The organism is Neobacillus sedimentimangrovi, from assembly GCF_010614825.1.
Taxonomy (GTDB): domain Bacteria; phylum Bacillota; class Bacilli; order Bacillales; family Cytobacillaceae; genus Neobacillus; species Neobacillus thermocopriae.
In genome coordinates this window covers 1-15,874 of the sequence record NZ_JAAFZF010000002.1, presented here as the reverse complement: position 1 = coordinate 15,874, position 15,874 = coordinate 1, and the positions used below count along the sequence as shown (strand labels likewise).

The window sequence follows — 15,874 nt, the reverse complement described above, 5'->3', positions numbered from 1 at the left end:
TCAGACCATCAATTATTCAGAAACAGCAAACGTCTTTTTGAAAGCGTTGATTGCTTCAGCCATGTCTTCGTCGGACGGAAGGTCCTTCGTTTTGGTGATATGGTCTAACAGATCTTTGCGGTTGTGGTCTAACCAATTTAGGAATTCAGATTCAAAACGGCGAATATCCTGTAATGGAATGTCATCAAGGAAACCGCGTGTTAATGCATAAAGGATTGCTACTTGTTTTTCAACAGGAAGCGGTTTGTGAAGATCCTGTTTAAGAACTTCAACAGTACGTGCACCGCGAGCAAGTTTTGCTTGAGTGGCCTTATCAAGGTCAGAACCGAACTGAGCAAATGCTTCTAACTCACGGTAGGAAGCAAGGTCAAGACGCAATGTACCTGAAACCTTTTTCATCGCCTTGATCTGTGCAGAACCACCTACACGAGATACGGAAAGACCTGCGTTGATTGCCGGACGAACACCGGAGAAGAATAGGTCAGATTGTAAGAAAATCTGTCCATCCGTGATAGAGATTACGTTTGTTGGGATATAAGCAGAAACGTCCCCTGCTTGTGTTTCAATAAATGGTAGTGCTGTGATAGAACCACCACCAAGTGAATCATTTAACTTCGCTGCACGCTCAAGTAAGCGGCTGTGTAAGTAGAATACATCCCCTGGGTAAGCTTCACGGCCTGGAGGACGGCGAAGTAATAGGGAAAGCTCACGGTATGCTGCCGCTTGCTTAGAAAGATCATCATATACGATTAAGACATGTTTGCCTTGGTACATGAACTCTTCTGCCATCGCAACACCTGAATATGGTGCTAAGAATAATAGCGGTGCAGGTTGTGATGCAGATGCAGATACAACGATGGAGTATTCTAATGCGCCATGCTTACGAAGGGTTTCAACCGCGTTACGAACAGTGGACTCCTTTTGACCGATGGCAACATAGATACAGATCATGTCTTGGCCTTTTTGGTTCAAAATGGTATCGATCGCAACAGATGTTTTACCTGTTTGACGGTCACCAATAATTAACTCACGCTGACCGCGGCCAATAGGCACAAGTGCGTCAATCGCCTTGATACCAGTTTGAAGCGGCTCATGAACGGACTTACGAGCCATAACGCCTGGAGCAATTTGCTCTACTGGGCGAGTTTTTGTTGTGTTAATTGGACCCATGCCATCGATTGGCTGCCCTAATGGGTTTACTACACGTCCAATTAGTTCCTCACCAACCGGAACCTCCATGATGCGTCCTGTACGGCGAACCTCGTCACCTTCACGAATGTCCGTAAAAGGTCCAAGGATGATAATACCGACGTTATTTTCTTCTAGGTTTTGTGCCATACCCATAACGCCGTTTGAGAATTCAACAAGTTCTCCTGCCATGACATTGTCAAGGCCATGAACACGTGCGATACCGTCACCAACAGAGATAACAGTACCAACATCAGATACTTGAATTTCTGCCTGATAGTTTTCGATCTGCTTTTTTATCAGGGCACTAATTTCTTCAGCTTTGATGCTCATGAGTTTCACCCCTATCTCAAAAATCTTAACCTAGCAGTTTACGTTCTAGACGTTCCAGCTTACCGCGCAATGATCCGTCATATATACGATTTCCGATACGTAGCTTTAATCCACCAAGCAAATCGGAATCCATGATATTTTCAATCTTAAGTGAGCTTTTGCCTACTTTTGCAGCAAAAACAGCTGATAATGCCTCACGTTCTTCATCAGTTAACGCACGTGTGCTGTAAACTTTTGCTTCAGCAATACCCATTTCTTCATTTGCTAACTCAATAAATTGATTCGCCACTTCCACAATTTCATTTGTACGGTGACGGTCAATTAGTAGTAAGAGCGTGTTAAGTACATACGGATTAACCGTTGCAAATGCCTGCTTGACTACTTCTTTTTTCTTCTCTATTGTTAGTCTAGAAGATTTTAGAACGGCCCTTAACTCCGGCGTGTATTGAATCACTTCTTTGACGACGCGAAGTTCCTCCTCAATCACTCCAAGAAGCTGCTGTTCTTTCGCAATTTGTAAAAGTGCTGATGCATAGCGCTTCGCTACCATGGAGTTACTCATCGGATATCTCCCGCCTCTTGAATGTATTCATTAATGAGCTTGTCCTGATCTTCAGCACTCAACTCTTTTTCAATAACTTTAGAGGCAATTAATACAGATAAGTGAGCCACTTGTTCGCGAATGGCTGCAACCGCTCTTTCCTTCTGTTGCTCAATTTCCAGCTTCGCACCTTCTTTTAAGCGCTCAGCTTCTGCACGCGCTGCAGCAATTATTTCTTCACGCTGCACATCGCCTTGCTTTTTCGCATTTTCTATAAGGTTTTGCGCTTCAGTTCGCGCTTCTTTTAAAAGATTGCGTTGTTCTTCTAATAATTTCTCTGCTTCTTTACGGCTGTTTTCTGCTGCATTAATTTCGCCTGCCACATATTCTTCCCGTTGCTTCATGACGCCCATTAATGGGCCCCAAGCATACTTCTTAAGCAATGCCATCAAAATGATAAACATAAGTAGCTGGAATACAATATCACCAGTATTAATACCCTCGTGACTTGCTGCAGCCCCAAGTAATAATCCGCTTGTTAACACCTCGAGATCACTCCCTTCAAGAGTCATTCCTCTATATCCAATCCAGTAATTTTCATTGTTAAAAGGTAATGTAAGTTACTTGTTTCTATTTTAAGGTAAAAGGTGTTAGGTACCACCTTAGACATAAACGAATGGCGAAGGTTCTCATGAATGATCTTCGCCATCTTTTGACGTCAATTACTATTGATTATTGACCTTGTACCATGAATGCAATTACAACCGCGATGATTGGAATCGCCTCAACTAACGCAACCCCAATGAACATTGTTGTTTGAAGCATACCGCGAGCTTCTGGTTGACGTGCGATACCTTCAACTGTACGAGATACGATAAGACCGTTACCAATACCAGCACCTAGTGCTGCTAAACCAATTGCAATTGCTGCTGCTAAAAGACCCATTGTAAAATTTCCTCCTTAAAATGTATAAATAATTAATTTTTTATAAAAATTGGTATTTCTATATATAATTCAGGACCCTGTGAGGGCGCTGCAATTACTAATATTAATGGTCATGACTCACTTTGTGAGACAAGTACACCATTGTTAACATTGTGAAAATAAAGGCTTGAATCGCGCCAACGAAAATGGAGAAACCTTGCCATGCCAACATCGGAATGAATGCGGCTAAATGTCCGCCAACTCCAGTTGCCAATCCGGATGCAAGTAAACCTAATAAGATTTCACCAGCATAGATGTTACCGTAGAGACGGAGACCGAGAGTCAAAGTGTTGGCAAACTCTTCAATAATTTTAATTGGGAACATAAACCAGAATGGTCTTAAGAATTCCTTTCCGTATTCTCTTGTTCCTTTTAGCTTTACCCCGTAATAGTGTGACAATCCAACAACCAACGTTGCTAATGTCAATGTGATTGCCGGATCCGCCGTTGGTGATTTCCACCAAAGGTTTCCATCAATTACAACTGAAAACGGCAGCCCTAGCATGTTTGAAACAAAGATGTACATAATGATCGTAATTCCAAGGGCATGGAATCTACCACCATCTTTCCAATCCATCGTACTTTTGATGATGTTTTTTACAAAATCCATAACCCACTCCATGAAGTTCTGCATTCCAGTAGGTTTCATCGCAAGACGGCGAGTGGAAAGAACGGCGATTAAGAAAACAATCACAGAGGCTACGGTAATCATCAAAACATTACCTAAATTAAATTTGAGACCTAGTAAATCTACTACATATGCTCCGTGATGCAACAGAATTCACCTCGCTTCCCCGCTACTTATGTATTTTTAAAGAATGAATAAAGAAATCTATCATAATGACAATGTAGGATGTCATTAATCCTATAACCACACTAATGAGATGAAATTGTTCCGGATACCTCAGTGCGACAACGACAGCAAGTGCACCAGTTGCCATCCGTGAAAAAGAACCAAGCGATCGCACCTTTTTCCCTTTGAGAACATTTTCACTAAATTGTCCCGTTTTTTTGACCATCAACCACAAATTAAAGAAGCTCAAGCTTGTCCCAAAAATTAAACCAAGAAAGATTGGTTGATAGGCTGTGAACCCCCAACCAAGTACATAAATAGACAATAAAAAAAACATCCATTTTCGTTGTCTAGTAAACATCGCTTGTAATTCTGGCATGGTATGTTTAGTCTCCTGAATAGAAATGTCGGACGGATACCAACATAGAATAGATTCCTGCCCCGAGCCCAATAAACAATCCGATTATTAAGAAAATTGGTTCTGAATCAAAGTGTTTATCCAGCCATTTTCCTGAAAAAACACCAATCAGTGTGGAACCCGCCAACTGGGCGAGTATAGTGGACATTAGGGCTATCGCCTTTAGTGGATTGCGGTCATTTTTCATCGGTGAATCATCCTCACTTAAAGAGAATGAAAAACTATATAAAAGTCAGAGGCAATTGGAAATTCAATAACGTTGTTAAAATTGTATAAACAACTTGAAAACCCTCTCACGGATTCCCTTTGTTAGCATACAATAGGGACCCTACAATGTCAATGTATTTCCGAGATTTATTCCCTTACAATTTCCCAAAATTTTTTCCAATTGGAAGCGATAGTTAACACTATTATTGTATTGTAAATCTTTCCGATTTTTTGGTTATTTTGTGACAATTTTGTGAACATTTTCAGATAATGACATTGAATTGTTACAGAAAAGAGAGGGGCTGAAAACACGCCTCACTCCCTATCTTTTTTCAATCATAATCATTGTCTGAATGGAATCCTCTTTACCGGCCTTCTTAGCAAAAACCTTAGCCAAAAAAGTACCTTTATACGGGATGTCCGCTACTTTCAAAGCTTTTTGAACCAACCCTTTTTTAACATTTGTACTTGTATCCAAAAATCCGATAAAGCGATAGTCATCCGGGTGAAATAAAGCAATTCCAAACTCCTCCGCTCCGCCCGGCAAATAGACTTCGTAACGATAAGTATTCGGAACATCTCCCTCTGCAAATTCAAACCCCATGATCCTCGGATAATTTGGCTCTGTAAGCACATAAAGATAAGGGATGTGAATTTGAGATTTTCCCGCCTTTAAGGTGAGGTAACCGTCATGAATCTTTTCCTTAAAAATATCTGGGTTTACCTTTAGTTCCACCGTCATTTCTCTAGATTCCCCTGCTTTCAGAGAAAACGTCTTCGGAAGGTGCCACATTAAGCCCTCGACATGTTTTGGGATTTCAAATGAATATCCCTGAGGGCGACCGCTCGTGTTCTCCACACGTAACACCATTTTGTGCACATTATTTTGTTCAGTGAATTTTCCAAACCGAATGCTACCAGGAGATACAAGGGACTCAGCATTTATCGCTTCATCCACCTGAATGCGGCCGGCCCCTTGTTCAAAGGTACGGTAGTGAGGCGCATTCGATTGGGAAAAGAATTCTGGCTTGTCTGTCAGCCTGCCAGATTTAGTACTCCTGTTCATGTCAGAAGATTTAATAAGAGGTTTGGCCGTATTCATCAGAGCGGCCTTTATTTGTTCCGGTGTCCAATCGGGATGAGCCTGCTTGATCAATGCAGCTGCACCTGCGACATGTGGTGACGCCATGCTCGTTCCTTGCAGTGACATGTATCCTCCCGGAATCGTCGAGTTGATGGCGACACCCGGAGCGACAATGTCCGGCTTAATTTCCCATGTTCCTGTTACCGGGCCTCTTGAGCTGAAATCAGCAAGTTGATCTTTCTCTTTGGTAATTGAAACTCTTATAAAAAGGCGACGCTTTTTCATTTCTTTTTTTAATAATTGTCCATCCTGCTTGGAAAGGGTTCCGATTGGGAAATGAAGAGGAGCTTCAAGGTTCCCTATAAAGTTTCCGCTCGTATTGTTATAGATAAGGACTGCTTTTGCTCCCGCCTCCATCGCGTTTTTGGCTTTTTCTGAAAAAGTCAATGTCCCTCGTTTAATTAAAACGATTTTTCCTCTAACATTTCTTAAATCTTGCTTCCTACCTATGCCGCCATCGGCCAATTCAAGTGAGCGGTCCAAGGTCCATTTTCCCGAGCCCTCTATCGGCTGGATACGAAATTTGTCCCGGATCCCTTCTATTAATAAATAAGGGATTTCCATGGTGGGCGTCGATGCTCCGACAGAGATGGCTTTTGAGGATGTTCCCGGTGACCCTACCGACCAAACCTTTGGCCCCGAATTGCCCGAGGCTGCCACCGCCACGATACCTTTTTCCACGGCATTATCAAGTGCCTGGCTAAGGGGCAGGTCAGGTCCGTTCACCGTATTTCCCAGTGATAGATTCATGATGTCGACCTTATCCTTAATGGCCTGCTCTATCGCTGCTAATACCTGCTCAGTCGTCCCGCCACCTCCCGGACCAAGAGCCCGATAGGCCAAGATTTTTGCCTCTGGTGCAACTCCCTTAATCTTTCCATTCCCGGCGATGATCCCAGCCACATGAGTACCATGGATGGTGGCTGTACCCGGTGAACGTGTCTCCATTGGGTCCTTGTCATTGTCCACAAGATCGTGTCCGCCAGCATAATTTCGCCTTAAGTCAGGATGGGTATAGTCGACTCCGGTGTCAATGACTGCCACCTTAATCCCTTTGCCGGTCAGCCTCCTATTTTGTTTATCGAAAAATCGACGTGCTCCCTCGCCGCCAATAATTCGGACGCTTTCTTGAGTTTCAACCCGATACTCGTTAACTGGTGAGATATGTTTAACGGGATATCGGTTTGCCAATTGAGCAATAGCCTCCGGACTACCTTCAATGGAAAAACCGTTAATCGCCTCTTTAAAGATACGCCTTAGTTTAATATCTTTAAAAGGTTTGATGAGTTCCTTTATTTGTGCATCCGTCTGTATTTTGTCCAGCATCACAATAGCAATGATATTCTTTGTAGGTTTGGGAATCGGCGGATGAATGAGCGGTTTTTTCGGTACTGAAACATTTGGTTTTACGTGGTTATTGGGTAACGATGGTGCCATTGTCGGAACTTGAAAAGCTAATATCAGAGCGAGTAAAAGTTTCATATAAAAAATTCCCCTTTTTTTTCATATCGTTTTCTTTAGAAGGAGAAAGTATGCGAAGGATAAAAATGGATGGGGGAATATAGGTGGGTATTTTAGTTTTTACATTTTTTTGTATATAAAAAAGCCAGGCATAAGCCTGACTCTCCAATCATTTATTCTATTTCGTACCAAACAAACGGTCGCCAGCATCCCCTAAACCAGGGACGATGTAACCATGGTCGTTTAATTTTTCATCAAGGGCAGCAATATAAATATCCACATCCGGGTGCTCAGCTTTTACAGCTTCCACTCCCTCTGGAGCAGCAATCAAACACATAAATTTAATATTTTTGGCACCGCGTTTTTTCAAAGCAGTGATCGCGCCGTTTGCTGAACCACCTGTTGCCAACATCGGATCGACTACGATGAAATCACGCTCCTCCACATCACTTGGGAGTTTAACGTAGTATTCCACCGGTTTTAATGTTTCTGGATCACGGTACAAGCCAATATGCCCTACTTTTGCAGCTGGGATTAATTTCAAAATACCGTCCACCATGCCGATGCCAGCACGTAGAATTGGAACGATTCCGATTTTTTTACCAGAAAGCACTTTGGATTTTGTCGCACATACAGGGGTTTCAATGTCAGTTTCCTCAAGAGGCATGTCCCTTGTAATTTCAAACGCCATTAAAGTAGCTACTTCATCCACTAGTTCACGGAATTCCTTTGTACCGGTATGTTTATCACGTATGTAAGTAAGTTTGTGCTGGATAAGCGGATGGTCAAAGACATAGACCTTTGCCATATTTATCGCCCCTTTTTAAAAAAATAATTTTTGCAGTCGTCTCATTTTACAGAAAAAACAGTCTGTGAGCAACACTTATCATCATGTATGAATTTTCTAAAAAATATTTCCCACTGAAAAAAATCGGCCTACTTTTCTAGTTAGGCCGATTTCTAGCATTAGTATTCAGGATAAAGTTTAAATTTGTTTGTTAGGGTTTCAACACGTGCACGTGCTTCCTCAAGCTTAGATGCATCCTCATGGTTTTTCAAAGTAAAGGCGATGATAGAAGCAATCTCGTCCATTTCTTCGAGCCCAAAGCCACGGCTTGTAACGGCAGCTGTACCAATGCGAATACCGCTTGTCACAAATGGGCTGTTTTCGTCAAATGGAATGGTATTCTTATTAACGGTAATGCCGACTTCATCCAACACTTTTTCTGCAACTTTACCCGTTAACCCAAGGCTAGTTACATCTACAAGCAATAGATGGTTGTCCGTACCACCGGAAACTAGTTGCAACCCTTCTTTTTGCAGACCTTCCGCAAGGCGTTTCGCGTTTGCAATGATGTTTGAAGCATATTCTTTGAAACTGTCTTGAAGTGCTTCCCCAAAAGCAACGGCTTTGGCTGCAATCACATGCATTAGTGGACCACCTTGAATTCCAGGGAAGATGGACTTGTCAATTTTCTTTCCCCACTCCTCTTTACAAAGGATCATACCGCCGCGCGGTCCACGTAGGGTTTTATGGGTTGTAGTGGTAACAAAATCAGCATAAGGCACTGGATTTTGGTGCAGTCCTGCTGCAACAAGACCAGCAATGTGAGCCATATCCACCATTAAATAAGCTCCCACTTCATCTGCGATTTCACGGAATTTAGCAAAATCAATTTCGCGTGGGTAGGCACTCGCACCGGCTACAATTAGCTTTGGCTTATGTTCTAGGGCTTTCGCACGTACATCCTCATAATTAATACGATGAGTTTCTTTGTCCACACCATATTCAACAAAATTATATTGAATACCACTGAAGTTAACTGGGCTACCGTGTGTTAAGTGGCCACCGTGAGATAAATTCATGCCAAGCACTGTGTCCCCTGGCTCAAGAACTGTAAAGTATACAGCCATATTTGCTTGAGCACCTGAATGCGGCTGAACATTAACATATTCTGCTCCAAAAATTTGCTTCGCACGTTCGCGAGCCAAATCCTCGACGATATCCACGTACTCACAACCACCATAATAACGACGTCCTGGGTAGCCTTCCGCGTACTTATTTGTTAACACGGATCCTTGCGCTTCCATTACCGCTTCACTGACAAAATTTTCTGAGGCAATCAGTTCGATTTTCGAGCGCTGGCGGCCGAGTTCTTTTTGAATTGCTTGAAAAACCTGTTCATCAGCTTGAGACAAATGCATCATGATTAATCCCCCTTCATCATGGATAAAAAGTATTTCGAAAATTCCCTCTTAATTGTACCATGTTTTTCTATTATGTAAACCCGTAATTTATTGTTAATTATAGTTAATATTATTCGTATTTCAAATAAATTTTAGATAAAATGCATCCTGTTTGTTCGTGTTTTGCTTTTTTAACCTTATTGACATTTGTTATTTTCTTTCGTCCGCTCGTAAACCGCTCTCGCTCCGCCAATTAACTTTGGCCGTGTTTTTGCCAAAGTCACATAGGCATGTCCGACCTTTTTCTGCTTTACGCGAACCGGTACGGCGACATGTTTTAAGTGCATCCCGATGAAGGTATGGCCAATGTCAATTCCGGCATCGGCTTTAATGAATTCAACCACAACTGCATCATTCATGTTTTCAAAAGCATAGCTAGCCATGGCACCGCCAGCCGTACGGGCAGGGACAACCGAGACTTCCTCAAAGCCTTTTTCCATGGCGGTGCTCCGTTCAACTACCAGCGCTCTGTTTAAATGCTCGCAGCATTGAAAGGCCAGCTCAATGCCTGTTTCATCCTGTAGTGCTTTCAACTGGCGAAAAATCATTTCGGCGACATCGAAGGTTCCAGCGGTTCCGATACGCTCACCGATTACTTCACTTGTACTGCAGCCAACGACTAGCAACTGCCCTGGCTTAAGAGATGCCTGCTCTTTAAATTCAGTTAAAACGGCAACCAGCTGTTTTTCCCATTCTTGAATCATATGGACGCGACCTTTCTTTTTTGATTATAAATGTTTATTTTCGTACTCTGTGATTTTGTTGACGCGGTTTGCATGTCGTCCACCTTCAAATTCTCCTGTTAGCCACACTTGGGCAATTTCCCTGGCCAGCCCTGGACCAATGACACGTTCACCCATTGCAAGAATATTGGTATCATTATGGGCGCGTGTGGCTTTGGCACTAAATGTGTCGTGTACAAGTGCGCAGCGAACACCCTTTACTTTATTTGCTGCTATGCTCATGCCAATGCCTGTGCCGCAAATTAAGATCGCACGGTCAAACTCACCGTTTGCCACCTTTTCTGCAACCGGTAAGGCATAATCAGGATAATCCACTGATGTCTCACAATCACACCCGAAATCCACATACTCAATTTTTAATTCATCCAATAATTTGGCGATTTCTTTGCGGATATTCACTCCGCCGTGATCTGACGCTAAGGCAACCTTCAATGTAAACCCCTCCAATTTTTAATCCTCAATCTGATTTTAATTTTGACATACCGCCGCTAAAATATAAAGCACCAAACCCGGGCCAGATTAGAAAGCAGGGCTTTTCCTACCTATGTACCACTTTTTTAAGAAAATAATAAAAGCTCCCTTGATTAAGAGAGCTCGCCAGTATTAGGTTTTAATTTTTCAATAGCTTTGTCGATCAATTGTTGAAGTTCTTGGAAGGTTTGTTCATAGATGGCGAGGCTACCTCCATATGGGTCAACGACGTCTTGGTCCATGTCCTCTCCAATAAATTCCTTTAATGTGTAAACCTTCTCTATCGCCCGTGGGTATTGTTGCTGAATGGCATATTTGTGGGATGATGTCATGGTCAAAATGAGATCCGCCCAGTCAACTTCCTTTTCGGATAAAAGGGTGGATCGATGATTATGTGATATTTGATTCTTATCCAGCACCAGCTTTGCGTTCGGTGAGGCTTCGCTGCCCCCTGCCGCATAGATTCCTGCAGATTTTACTTCAATGCCCTCAAGATTTTTATGTTTAAGAATCGCCTCTGCCATTGGGCTTCTGCATGTATTCCCTGTGCATACAAACAAAATTCGCTGCATATACCTGCCCCCTTTCCCTTTTATTATAAAACATTTGCCTAAATTCCTAACCATCCTAGTTTCCCATTTTTTCAAAAATGACCTTACCAAAAAACCGTGATTAATTTAAAGCCAAACGCTAGCAGAATACCTCCCCCAAGCGCCTCACTATAGCAGCCAATCCAATTACGTACCTTTCTGCCCAGCAGCAAGCCTGCCCATGTTTGGATGGTAGCCATGATCCCAAAGCAAATTAAAACCAACACTGTCCTTGCCCCAAAGATCCCTAAAGACAGCCCAACTGAGAAACTGTCCAAACTGACGCTAAGCGCAAAAAAAATTAACCCGAAACCAATCGGAGTGATTATTTTTTCCTCTTCCTTTTTCAAGCTAGACCAGATCATTTGGATACCTAAAACAATTAAGAGAGCTCCCCCAATGAATGTAGCAAAGGTTCCAAATTTTTCCGATAAAAACTTGCCTGCGGTAATGCCGAAAAGCGGCATCAATACATGAAAAAGTCCAATCATTATACCGATTTGAAATATTTTTCTGAGACGCAGTTGGTACATGCCCATGCCAAGTCCGACCGAAAAAGCATCCATCCCCAATGCTACTGCCATTAATATGAGCGCTACGAGTTCCCCAATCATTTCTGCCATTCTTACTTCTCCCCCTTGGACTACCTATTTCAACATATGCACGTCCTAAGAGGAATAGAAGCTGGGGGGATTGAGAAGTTAGTTGGAAAGATTCTCGTTTGAATTATTCCTATGTGATTGTCGTACATTTTGCCCCTATTTAACATTCCTCTATGCTCAAAAAAACACCAGCCCTTATAAAAAGAGCTGGTGCCCAATAATACTTCTATTATTTTTCCACAATTACTTTATTTCCTGCTGCTTTTTCAAGGCGGTTCATAATCGCGTGACCAACACCGACATTTGGAAACATCTCACTGAAAATAATATCCACATTCAGCTGATTAAATCGGCGCAGAACATCATAAAGAGCAGACGCCACGGTATCAAGCTCCGAGCGCTGGCCACAAATAAGCACCTCATCCGCCTCATACTCACCAGCAAATTCTTCGGTTGTTAGCACACCGACTCGCAAACCTTCCTTTTGCTTTTCCTCGACCAGTCGCTGCAAAAACTCTCTGGTACCTGACACCAAATATAGCGGTGCATTCGGTGCATAGTGACGATATTTCATTCCTGGTGATTTCGGCTGCTCGGATTCATTTATTAGCGCCGGGTCAATCCGAACTTCGCCAATTACCGCCTCCAGTTGCTCTCGTGTGATGCCACCTGGGCGTAAAATGATCGGTACATCCTCCGTGCAGTCCACAACGGTGGATTCCACACCAACCCCCGTTGGACCCCCATCAAGGACACCGGCAATTTTTCCATTTAAATCTTCTACCACATGTGCTGCAGTCGTTGGACTTGGTTTTCCCGAGCTGTTTGCACTTGGTGCTGCAATCGGCAACCTGCATGCCCGTAAAAGAGCTAGTGCTACAGGGTGATCTGGCATTCTAACTGCCACGGTCGAAAGACCCGCTGTCGCTAATTTTGACAACACGCCCTCCTTCATTCTGAATACAATTGTCAACGGCCCAGGCCAAAATGCCTCGATCAAACGGTCCGCTTTTTCGGGAACTTCGGCCACCATCTGCTCGAGCTGGCTCCTCTCCGCAATGTGAATAATGAGCGGATTATCGGACGGCCGTCCCTTCGCTTCAAATATTTTTCTCACTGCCTCATCGTTCTTAGCGTTACCCGCAAGTCCATACACAGTTTCTGTTGGCATCGCAACTACTTCATTTTCCCGCAAAAAATGAGCTGCATCCACAACATGTGGATTACTTTCCAAATTATCCACACACTTATCCACTTTCCAAACCTTTGTGTTCATATTGATCCACCTTAAATCATTTATCGAAATTTGACGAAAAGAGGCGTAGAATCTCGCATTTTTTCTGATGATACGCTAGAAAGTATAAAAGATGGAAGATATAAACACAAGTAATATCCACAAATTGTGTATAAGTTACACCCAAAAGTGGATAACTTTGGGGATATATCCACAAATTTATAGGTTAAATTTCAGAAATAATGAGTTATCCACATTTAAAACTTGTCGAATATGTTCTGAGCGATAAAATTCTTCAGGCAACTCTTCTCGCTCAATGTTTACAAACCCCATCAACAGAAAAAATGGCAGTGCCCCTTTTTTATTCGTAGCCAAAAATAAACTCTTTAATCCTTTTTCTTTTGCCAACTGGACTATTTGATCAAATAGAACGAAAATATCTTTTTCCGCATGGCCGGTTGTAACCACAAGTGAGCGTAGCATGCCATATTTTTCATAGACCTCCATACCTAGCGATCCTATTAATTCTCCTTTTTCATTTTCCAACATCAAAAAACCGTCGATCATTTCTTCTGTTAATCCTTCCGTCCCTAGATTTGCTCTCGTTAAAAACTCTTTCAAAGTATTAAGGTCCCTACTATTTGCTTTTCGAATCAACTCCTGCATCCCATTCCCTCCATTTTTTCCATTCTACTCTATGAATATGAAAAAATAGACAAAGTAGAACATAACCATGATTCTATTTTTTTAAGAATCACTTTAGAGACCTCAAGAAAGCAAAAAAGCCAGCCTTCTATAAAGACTGACTTTCCATTTCTTAGTTTAGAAGCTTATCCCACATTTCCACGACGAAAAACTTCACTTTTACAGGCTGTTCATCTTCACTTACATATACGGGCTCGGCTTTTTCTCTTTTGGTTTCCTTTGACACTTGAGCCTTTTCCTCAGTCTCTTCCTCAGATTTTTCAAGCTGTTTTTCTTTTTCAGACTGTATTTCTTCTTGTATTTCAACTTTCCTTGCTATTTCAATTTTCTTTGTCATTTTATCTTTCTTTGTTATTTCATCTTTCTCTGTTTCTTCCGCCTGATCTTTTTCCTTTTTTGTCAACTCTTGCTCTTTCGATCTCTTCACTTGTGATTTTACTGCTTGTTTTTTTTCAGATTGCTGCATTACCGGCTGTTCTTCCTCTACCTTTTTTTCTGATTGCATTTCTTCTTCCTGATCTTCCTCTGCCTCTTTCTCCACAGGTTTTGCTTCTATTTCAGATACCCTCTCTTGTTCAGGTTCCTTCTTTTCTTTACGTTCAGCTGCAGCTACTTCTTTCTCTTCAAAACCGTCACTTACGGCTACTCCATTTGAAAAGTCAAGAAAACATAGTGGCGGATACAGTACACACCACCAGTTAGCTCCTTCGCCTTTTCCCAGTGTAATTAAAATTGCCTGATACTTCCCAGCTGGGTATAAAAACTGGCCATAAAGCTTGGTAGGAAACTGAACGTTATCCTTAAATTCCACCTTTACCGATTGGTTCGATCCCTGTTCGCGGACGACTTTTTCTGCAATGGCCTGAATTTCCGGAAGCTTTTCGTTGATGACTTCACGGGCTGCCTCCATAGAAGTTAAATCCTGTACCCAAAGGGTAATTTGAGCGTTCACTGCATCTCGAACCTTCCGCTTAAGTGCCTGGTCTTTTTCAAAATCACTGTTGGCAAGAATCCTCAACCGGATGGCCTCTCCAGGTATTACAATCGACTCCTTAGAAGCGGCCTCTGTTTTTGGCATATATAAATTTAGCACTGTGGCTAATGATAAAATCACTAAATATCCCCAAACTATGATTTTCCCTCTCATTTCTAGCACCATCCCTTCCCTATCATCATTGTGGACAAAATGCCAGAATCTTAAACTATTAAATTAAAAATTTTGCGAGTGTTTTGCTAGAAACAACCTTCACCCATTCTAAAATAAGATTCATCACCAAAATTTGTGATTTAAACAAAAAAATGAAAACACTCATAGAATCCTGGCAATAATGTTAGCGACCAATTAACATAACAGGAGGTTCTATAAGTGTTTTCTGTATCTCTAGATTTGCCAGAATTTGAAGTTGTTAAACAAGTATTTCTTGAAGATTGCATTTTGTTACATGTTGAGAAAAATTCTATGGAAGAACGTTGTCCTTTCTGTGGTTTTTCTTCCAGTAATGTTCACGACTGGCGGACAAGAAAAGTTCGTGACCTATCTGTATTAGGCAAACCCCTTTTCTTATTTGTCAGAGTGAACAGATACCGTTGTCACAACTGTAATGAGGTATTTTCCCAAACATTTGAATCTATTAGTCCTAAAAAGCATCAGACCAATCGTTATAGAGAATTTCTATACCATATGTGCAATGGATCCACTATTTAAGAAGTAAGCCGAAAAGAAAAAGTTCCTTATACGACAGTAGAAAGAATCTTTTATTCCATCGCTAAAGAAAAAGAAATGGAGCTTTTAGAACATCTTGAAAATGTTATGGAAACCAATGAACTAGTCCTTAGCCTTGATGAAGTGGCTGTTCGAAAGGGCCATCGTTACGAAACCGTTCTGATAGATGCCCAATCCGGGAGTGTACTTGCTATGGAACACCAACGTAGTTATGACTCTACTCAAATCTTACTTACCAAGAAGATCCTGGCTAATAAATGTGTCCATACTGTTGTCATGGATATGTGGGATCCCTTTCATAAAGCTGTTAAATCAATATTCCCAGAGGCTTGTATCGTCATTGATAAATATCATGTAGTGCAAAAGGTTACCCAAGCACTTGATCAAGTAAGAAAGAAGATTCCTGGCCTGAAAAAAGGGCGGTTTAAGCTCTTAAAAGGTTCTGAAAAGCTTACGATTAATGAAAAACAACAATTAGACGAGATGCTTG

General features: G+C 41.9%; 19 protein-coding genes. 2 read left to right on the top strand and 17 right to left on the bottom strand.

The window, feature by feature from the left end; genetic code table 11:
• Window positions 1-12: 12 nt before the first annotated feature.
• The 17 genes from atpA to spoIIR all read right to left on the bottom strand — a co-directional run bounded on the left by atpA (window position 13) and on the right by spoIIR (window position 14,808).
• The gene (gene atpA / locus GZA11_RS01455; RefSeq protein WP_038537775.1) at window positions 13-1,521 is read right to left on the bottom strand and encodes a F0F1 ATP synthase subunit alpha; all 1,509 of its coding nucleotides are present in this window, start codon (window positions 1,519-1,521) and stop codon (window positions 13-15) included.
• Window positions 1,522-1,546: 25 nt separating this feature from the next.
• On the bottom strand, window positions 1,547-2,083 hold the full coding sequence (locus GZA11_RS01450) for a F0F1 ATP synthase subunit delta (RefSeq protein WP_163182637.1): 537 nt from the start codon (window positions 2,081-2,083) through the stop codon (window positions 1,547-1,549).
• Window positions 2,080-2,607, bottom strand: a complete 528-nt coding sequence (locus GZA11_RS01445) for a F0F1 ATP synthase subunit B (RefSeq protein WP_163182723.1) — start codon at window positions 2,605-2,607, stop codon at window positions 2,080-2,082. The genes GZA11_RS01450 and GZA11_RS01445 overlap by 4 nt, the downstream gene beginning before the upstream one ends.
• A gap of 187 nt (window positions 2,608-2,794) precedes the next feature.
• Window positions 2,795-3,007, bottom strand: coding sequence for a F0F1 ATP synthase subunit C (atpE, locus tag GZA11_RS01440; protein ID WP_006838507.1), 213 nt, complete (start codon window positions 3,005-3,007; stop codon window positions 2,795-2,797).
• A gap of 103 nt (window positions 3,008-3,110) precedes the next feature.
• Window positions 3,111-3,821 (bottom strand): F0F1 ATP synthase subunit A, encoded by a 711-nt coding sequence (gene atpB / locus GZA11_RS01435; protein ID WP_163182636.1) that lies wholly within the window; start codon window positions 3,819-3,821, stop codon window positions 3,111-3,113.
• Between the two features lie 22 nt (window positions 3,822-3,843).
• Complete coding sequence (locus GZA11_RS01430) at window positions 3,844-4,218, bottom strand: ATP synthase subunit I (protein WP_163182635.1); 375 nt, start codon at window positions 4,216-4,218, stop codon at window positions 3,844-3,846.
• Between the two features lie 7 nt (window positions 4,219-4,225).
• On the bottom strand, window positions 4,226-4,444 hold the full coding sequence (locus tag GZA11_RS01425) for an AtpZ/AtpI family protein (protein ID WP_038537793.1): 219 nt from the start codon (window positions 4,442-4,444) through the stop codon (window positions 4,226-4,228).
• A 342-nt stretch (window positions 4,445-4,786) separates the two neighbouring features.
• Complete coding sequence (locus GZA11_RS01420) at window positions 4,787-7,090, bottom strand: S8 family serine peptidase (RefSeq protein WP_163182634.1); 2,304 nt, start codon at window positions 7,088-7,090, stop codon at window positions 4,787-4,789.
• A 157-nt stretch (window positions 7,091-7,247) separates the two neighbouring features.
• Window positions 7,248-7,877 (bottom strand): uracil phosphoribosyltransferase, encoded by a 630-nt coding sequence (upp, locus tag GZA11_RS01415; RefSeq protein WP_038537800.1) that lies wholly within the window; start codon window positions 7,875-7,877, stop codon window positions 7,248-7,250.
• 158 nt (window positions 7,878-8,035) lie between these two features.
• Window positions 8,036-9,277 carry a serine hydroxymethyltransferase gene (gene glyA / locus GZA11_RS01410; protein WP_163182633.1) on the bottom strand — a complete coding sequence of 414 codons (1,242 nt, stop codon included), beginning with the start codon at window positions 9,275-9,277 and terminating at the stop codon, window positions 8,036-8,038.
• 176 nt (window positions 9,278-9,453) lie between these two features.
• On the bottom strand, window positions 9,454-10,020 hold the full coding sequence (locus tag GZA11_RS01405) for a TIGR01440 family protein (RefSeq protein ID WP_163182632.1): 567 nt from the start codon (window positions 10,018-10,020) through the stop codon (window positions 9,454-9,456).
• A 24-nt stretch (window positions 10,021-10,044) separates the two neighbouring features.
• Entirely contained in the window at window positions 10,045-10,491 is a 447-nt protein-coding gene (rpiB, locus tag GZA11_RS01400; protein ID WP_038537810.1) for a ribose 5-phosphate isomerase B, read from the bottom strand.
• Between the two features lie 152 nt (window positions 10,492-10,643).
• Complete coding sequence (locus GZA11_RS01395) at window positions 10,644-11,102, bottom strand: low molecular weight protein arginine phosphatase (RefSeq protein ID WP_038537812.1); 459 nt, start codon at window positions 11,100-11,102, stop codon at window positions 10,644-10,646.
• A gap of 83 nt (window positions 11,103-11,185) precedes the next feature.
• On the bottom strand, window positions 11,186-11,743 hold the full coding sequence (locus GZA11_RS01390; RefSeq protein ID WP_038537815.1) for a manganese efflux pump MntP: 558 nt from the start codon (window positions 11,741-11,743) through the stop codon (window positions 11,186-11,188).
• 208 nt (window positions 11,744-11,951) lie between these two features.
• A complete protein-coding gene (locus GZA11_RS01385; protein ID WP_163182631.1) occupies window positions 11,952-12,998 on the bottom strand; it encodes an L-threonylcarbamoyladenylate synthase in 1,047 nt (348 codons plus the stop codon).
• A gap of 177 nt (window positions 12,999-13,175) precedes the next feature.
• Complete coding sequence (locus GZA11_RS01380; protein WP_163182630.1) at window positions 13,176-13,622, bottom strand: GNAT family N-acetyltransferase; 447 nt, start codon at window positions 13,620-13,622, stop codon at window positions 13,176-13,178.
• Window positions 13,623-13,773: 151 nt separating this feature from the next.
• Complete coding sequence (gene spoIIR, locus GZA11_RS01375; protein WP_204317733.1) at window positions 13,774-14,808, bottom strand: stage II sporulation protein R; 1,035 nt, start codon at window positions 14,806-14,808, stop codon at window positions 13,774-13,776.
• 219 nt (window positions 14,809-15,027) lie between these two features.
• On the opposite strand from spoIIR, the gene GZA11_RS01370 reads away from it, so the two are divergent.
• Window positions 15,028-15,366 (top strand): transposase family protein, encoded by a 339-nt coding sequence (locus tag GZA11_RS01370; protein ID WP_163182628.1) that lies wholly within the window; start codon window positions 15,028-15,030, stop codon window positions 15,364-15,366.
• Window positions 15,367-15,441: 75 nt separating this feature from the next.
• The coding region (locus GZA11_RS01365) for a transposase (RefSeq protein ID WP_163182627.1) at window positions 15,442-15,874 on the top strand (433 nt) is incomplete at its 3' end.

Coding starts and splice junctions, on each gene's coding strand:
- atpA (WP_038537775.1), bottom strand. CDS start 1,521: ATGAGCATCAAAGCTGAAGAAATTAGTGCCCTGATAAAAAAGCAGATC.
- GZA11_RS01450 (WP_163182637.1), bottom strand. CDS start 2,083: ATGAGTAACTCCATGGTAGCGAAGCGCTATGCATCAGCACTTTTACAA.
- atpE (WP_006838507.1), bottom strand. CDS start 3,007: ATGGGTCTTTTAGCAGCAGCAATTGCAATTGGTTTAGCAGCACTAGGT.
- GZA11_RS01430 (WP_163182635.1), bottom strand. CDS start 4,218: ATGCCAGAATTACAAGCGATGTTTACTAGACAACGAAAATGGATGTTT.
- GZA11_RS01425 (WP_038537793.1), bottom strand. CDS start 4,444: ATGAAAAATGACCGCAATCCACTAAAGGCGATAGCCCTAATGTCCACT.
- GZA11_RS01420 (WP_163182634.1), bottom strand. CDS start 7,090: ATGAAACTTTTACTCGCTCTGATATTAGCTTTTCAAGTTCCGACAATG.
- upp (WP_038537800.1), bottom strand. CDS start 7,877: ATGGCAAAGGTCTATGTCTTTGACCATCCGCTTATCCAGCACAAACTT.
- glyA (WP_163182633.1), bottom strand. CDS start 9,277: ATGATGCATTTGTCTCAAGCTGATGAACAGGTTTTTCAAGCAATTCAA.
- GZA11_RS01405 (WP_163182632.1), bottom strand. CDS start 10,020: ATGATTCAAGAATGGGAAAAACAGCTGGTTGCCGTTTTAACTGAATTT.
- GZA11_RS01395 (WP_038537812.1), bottom strand. CDS start 11,102: ATGCAGCGAATTTTGTTTGTATGCACAGGGAATACATGCAGAAGCCCA.
- GZA11_RS01390 (WP_038537815.1), bottom strand. CDS start 11,743: ATGGCAGAAATGATTGGGGAACTCGTAGCGCTCATATTAATGGCAGTA.
- GZA11_RS01385 (WP_163182631.1), bottom strand. CDS start 12,998: ATGAACACAAAGGTTTGGAAAGTGGATAAGTGTGTGGATAATTTGGAA.
- GZA11_RS01380 (WP_163182630.1), bottom strand. CDS start 13,622: ATGCAGGAGTTGATTCGAAAAGCAAATAGTAGGGACCTTAATACTTTG.
- spoIIR (WP_204317733.1), bottom strand. CDS start 14,808: ATGAGAGGGAAAATCATAGTTTGGGGATATTTAGTGATTTTATCATTA.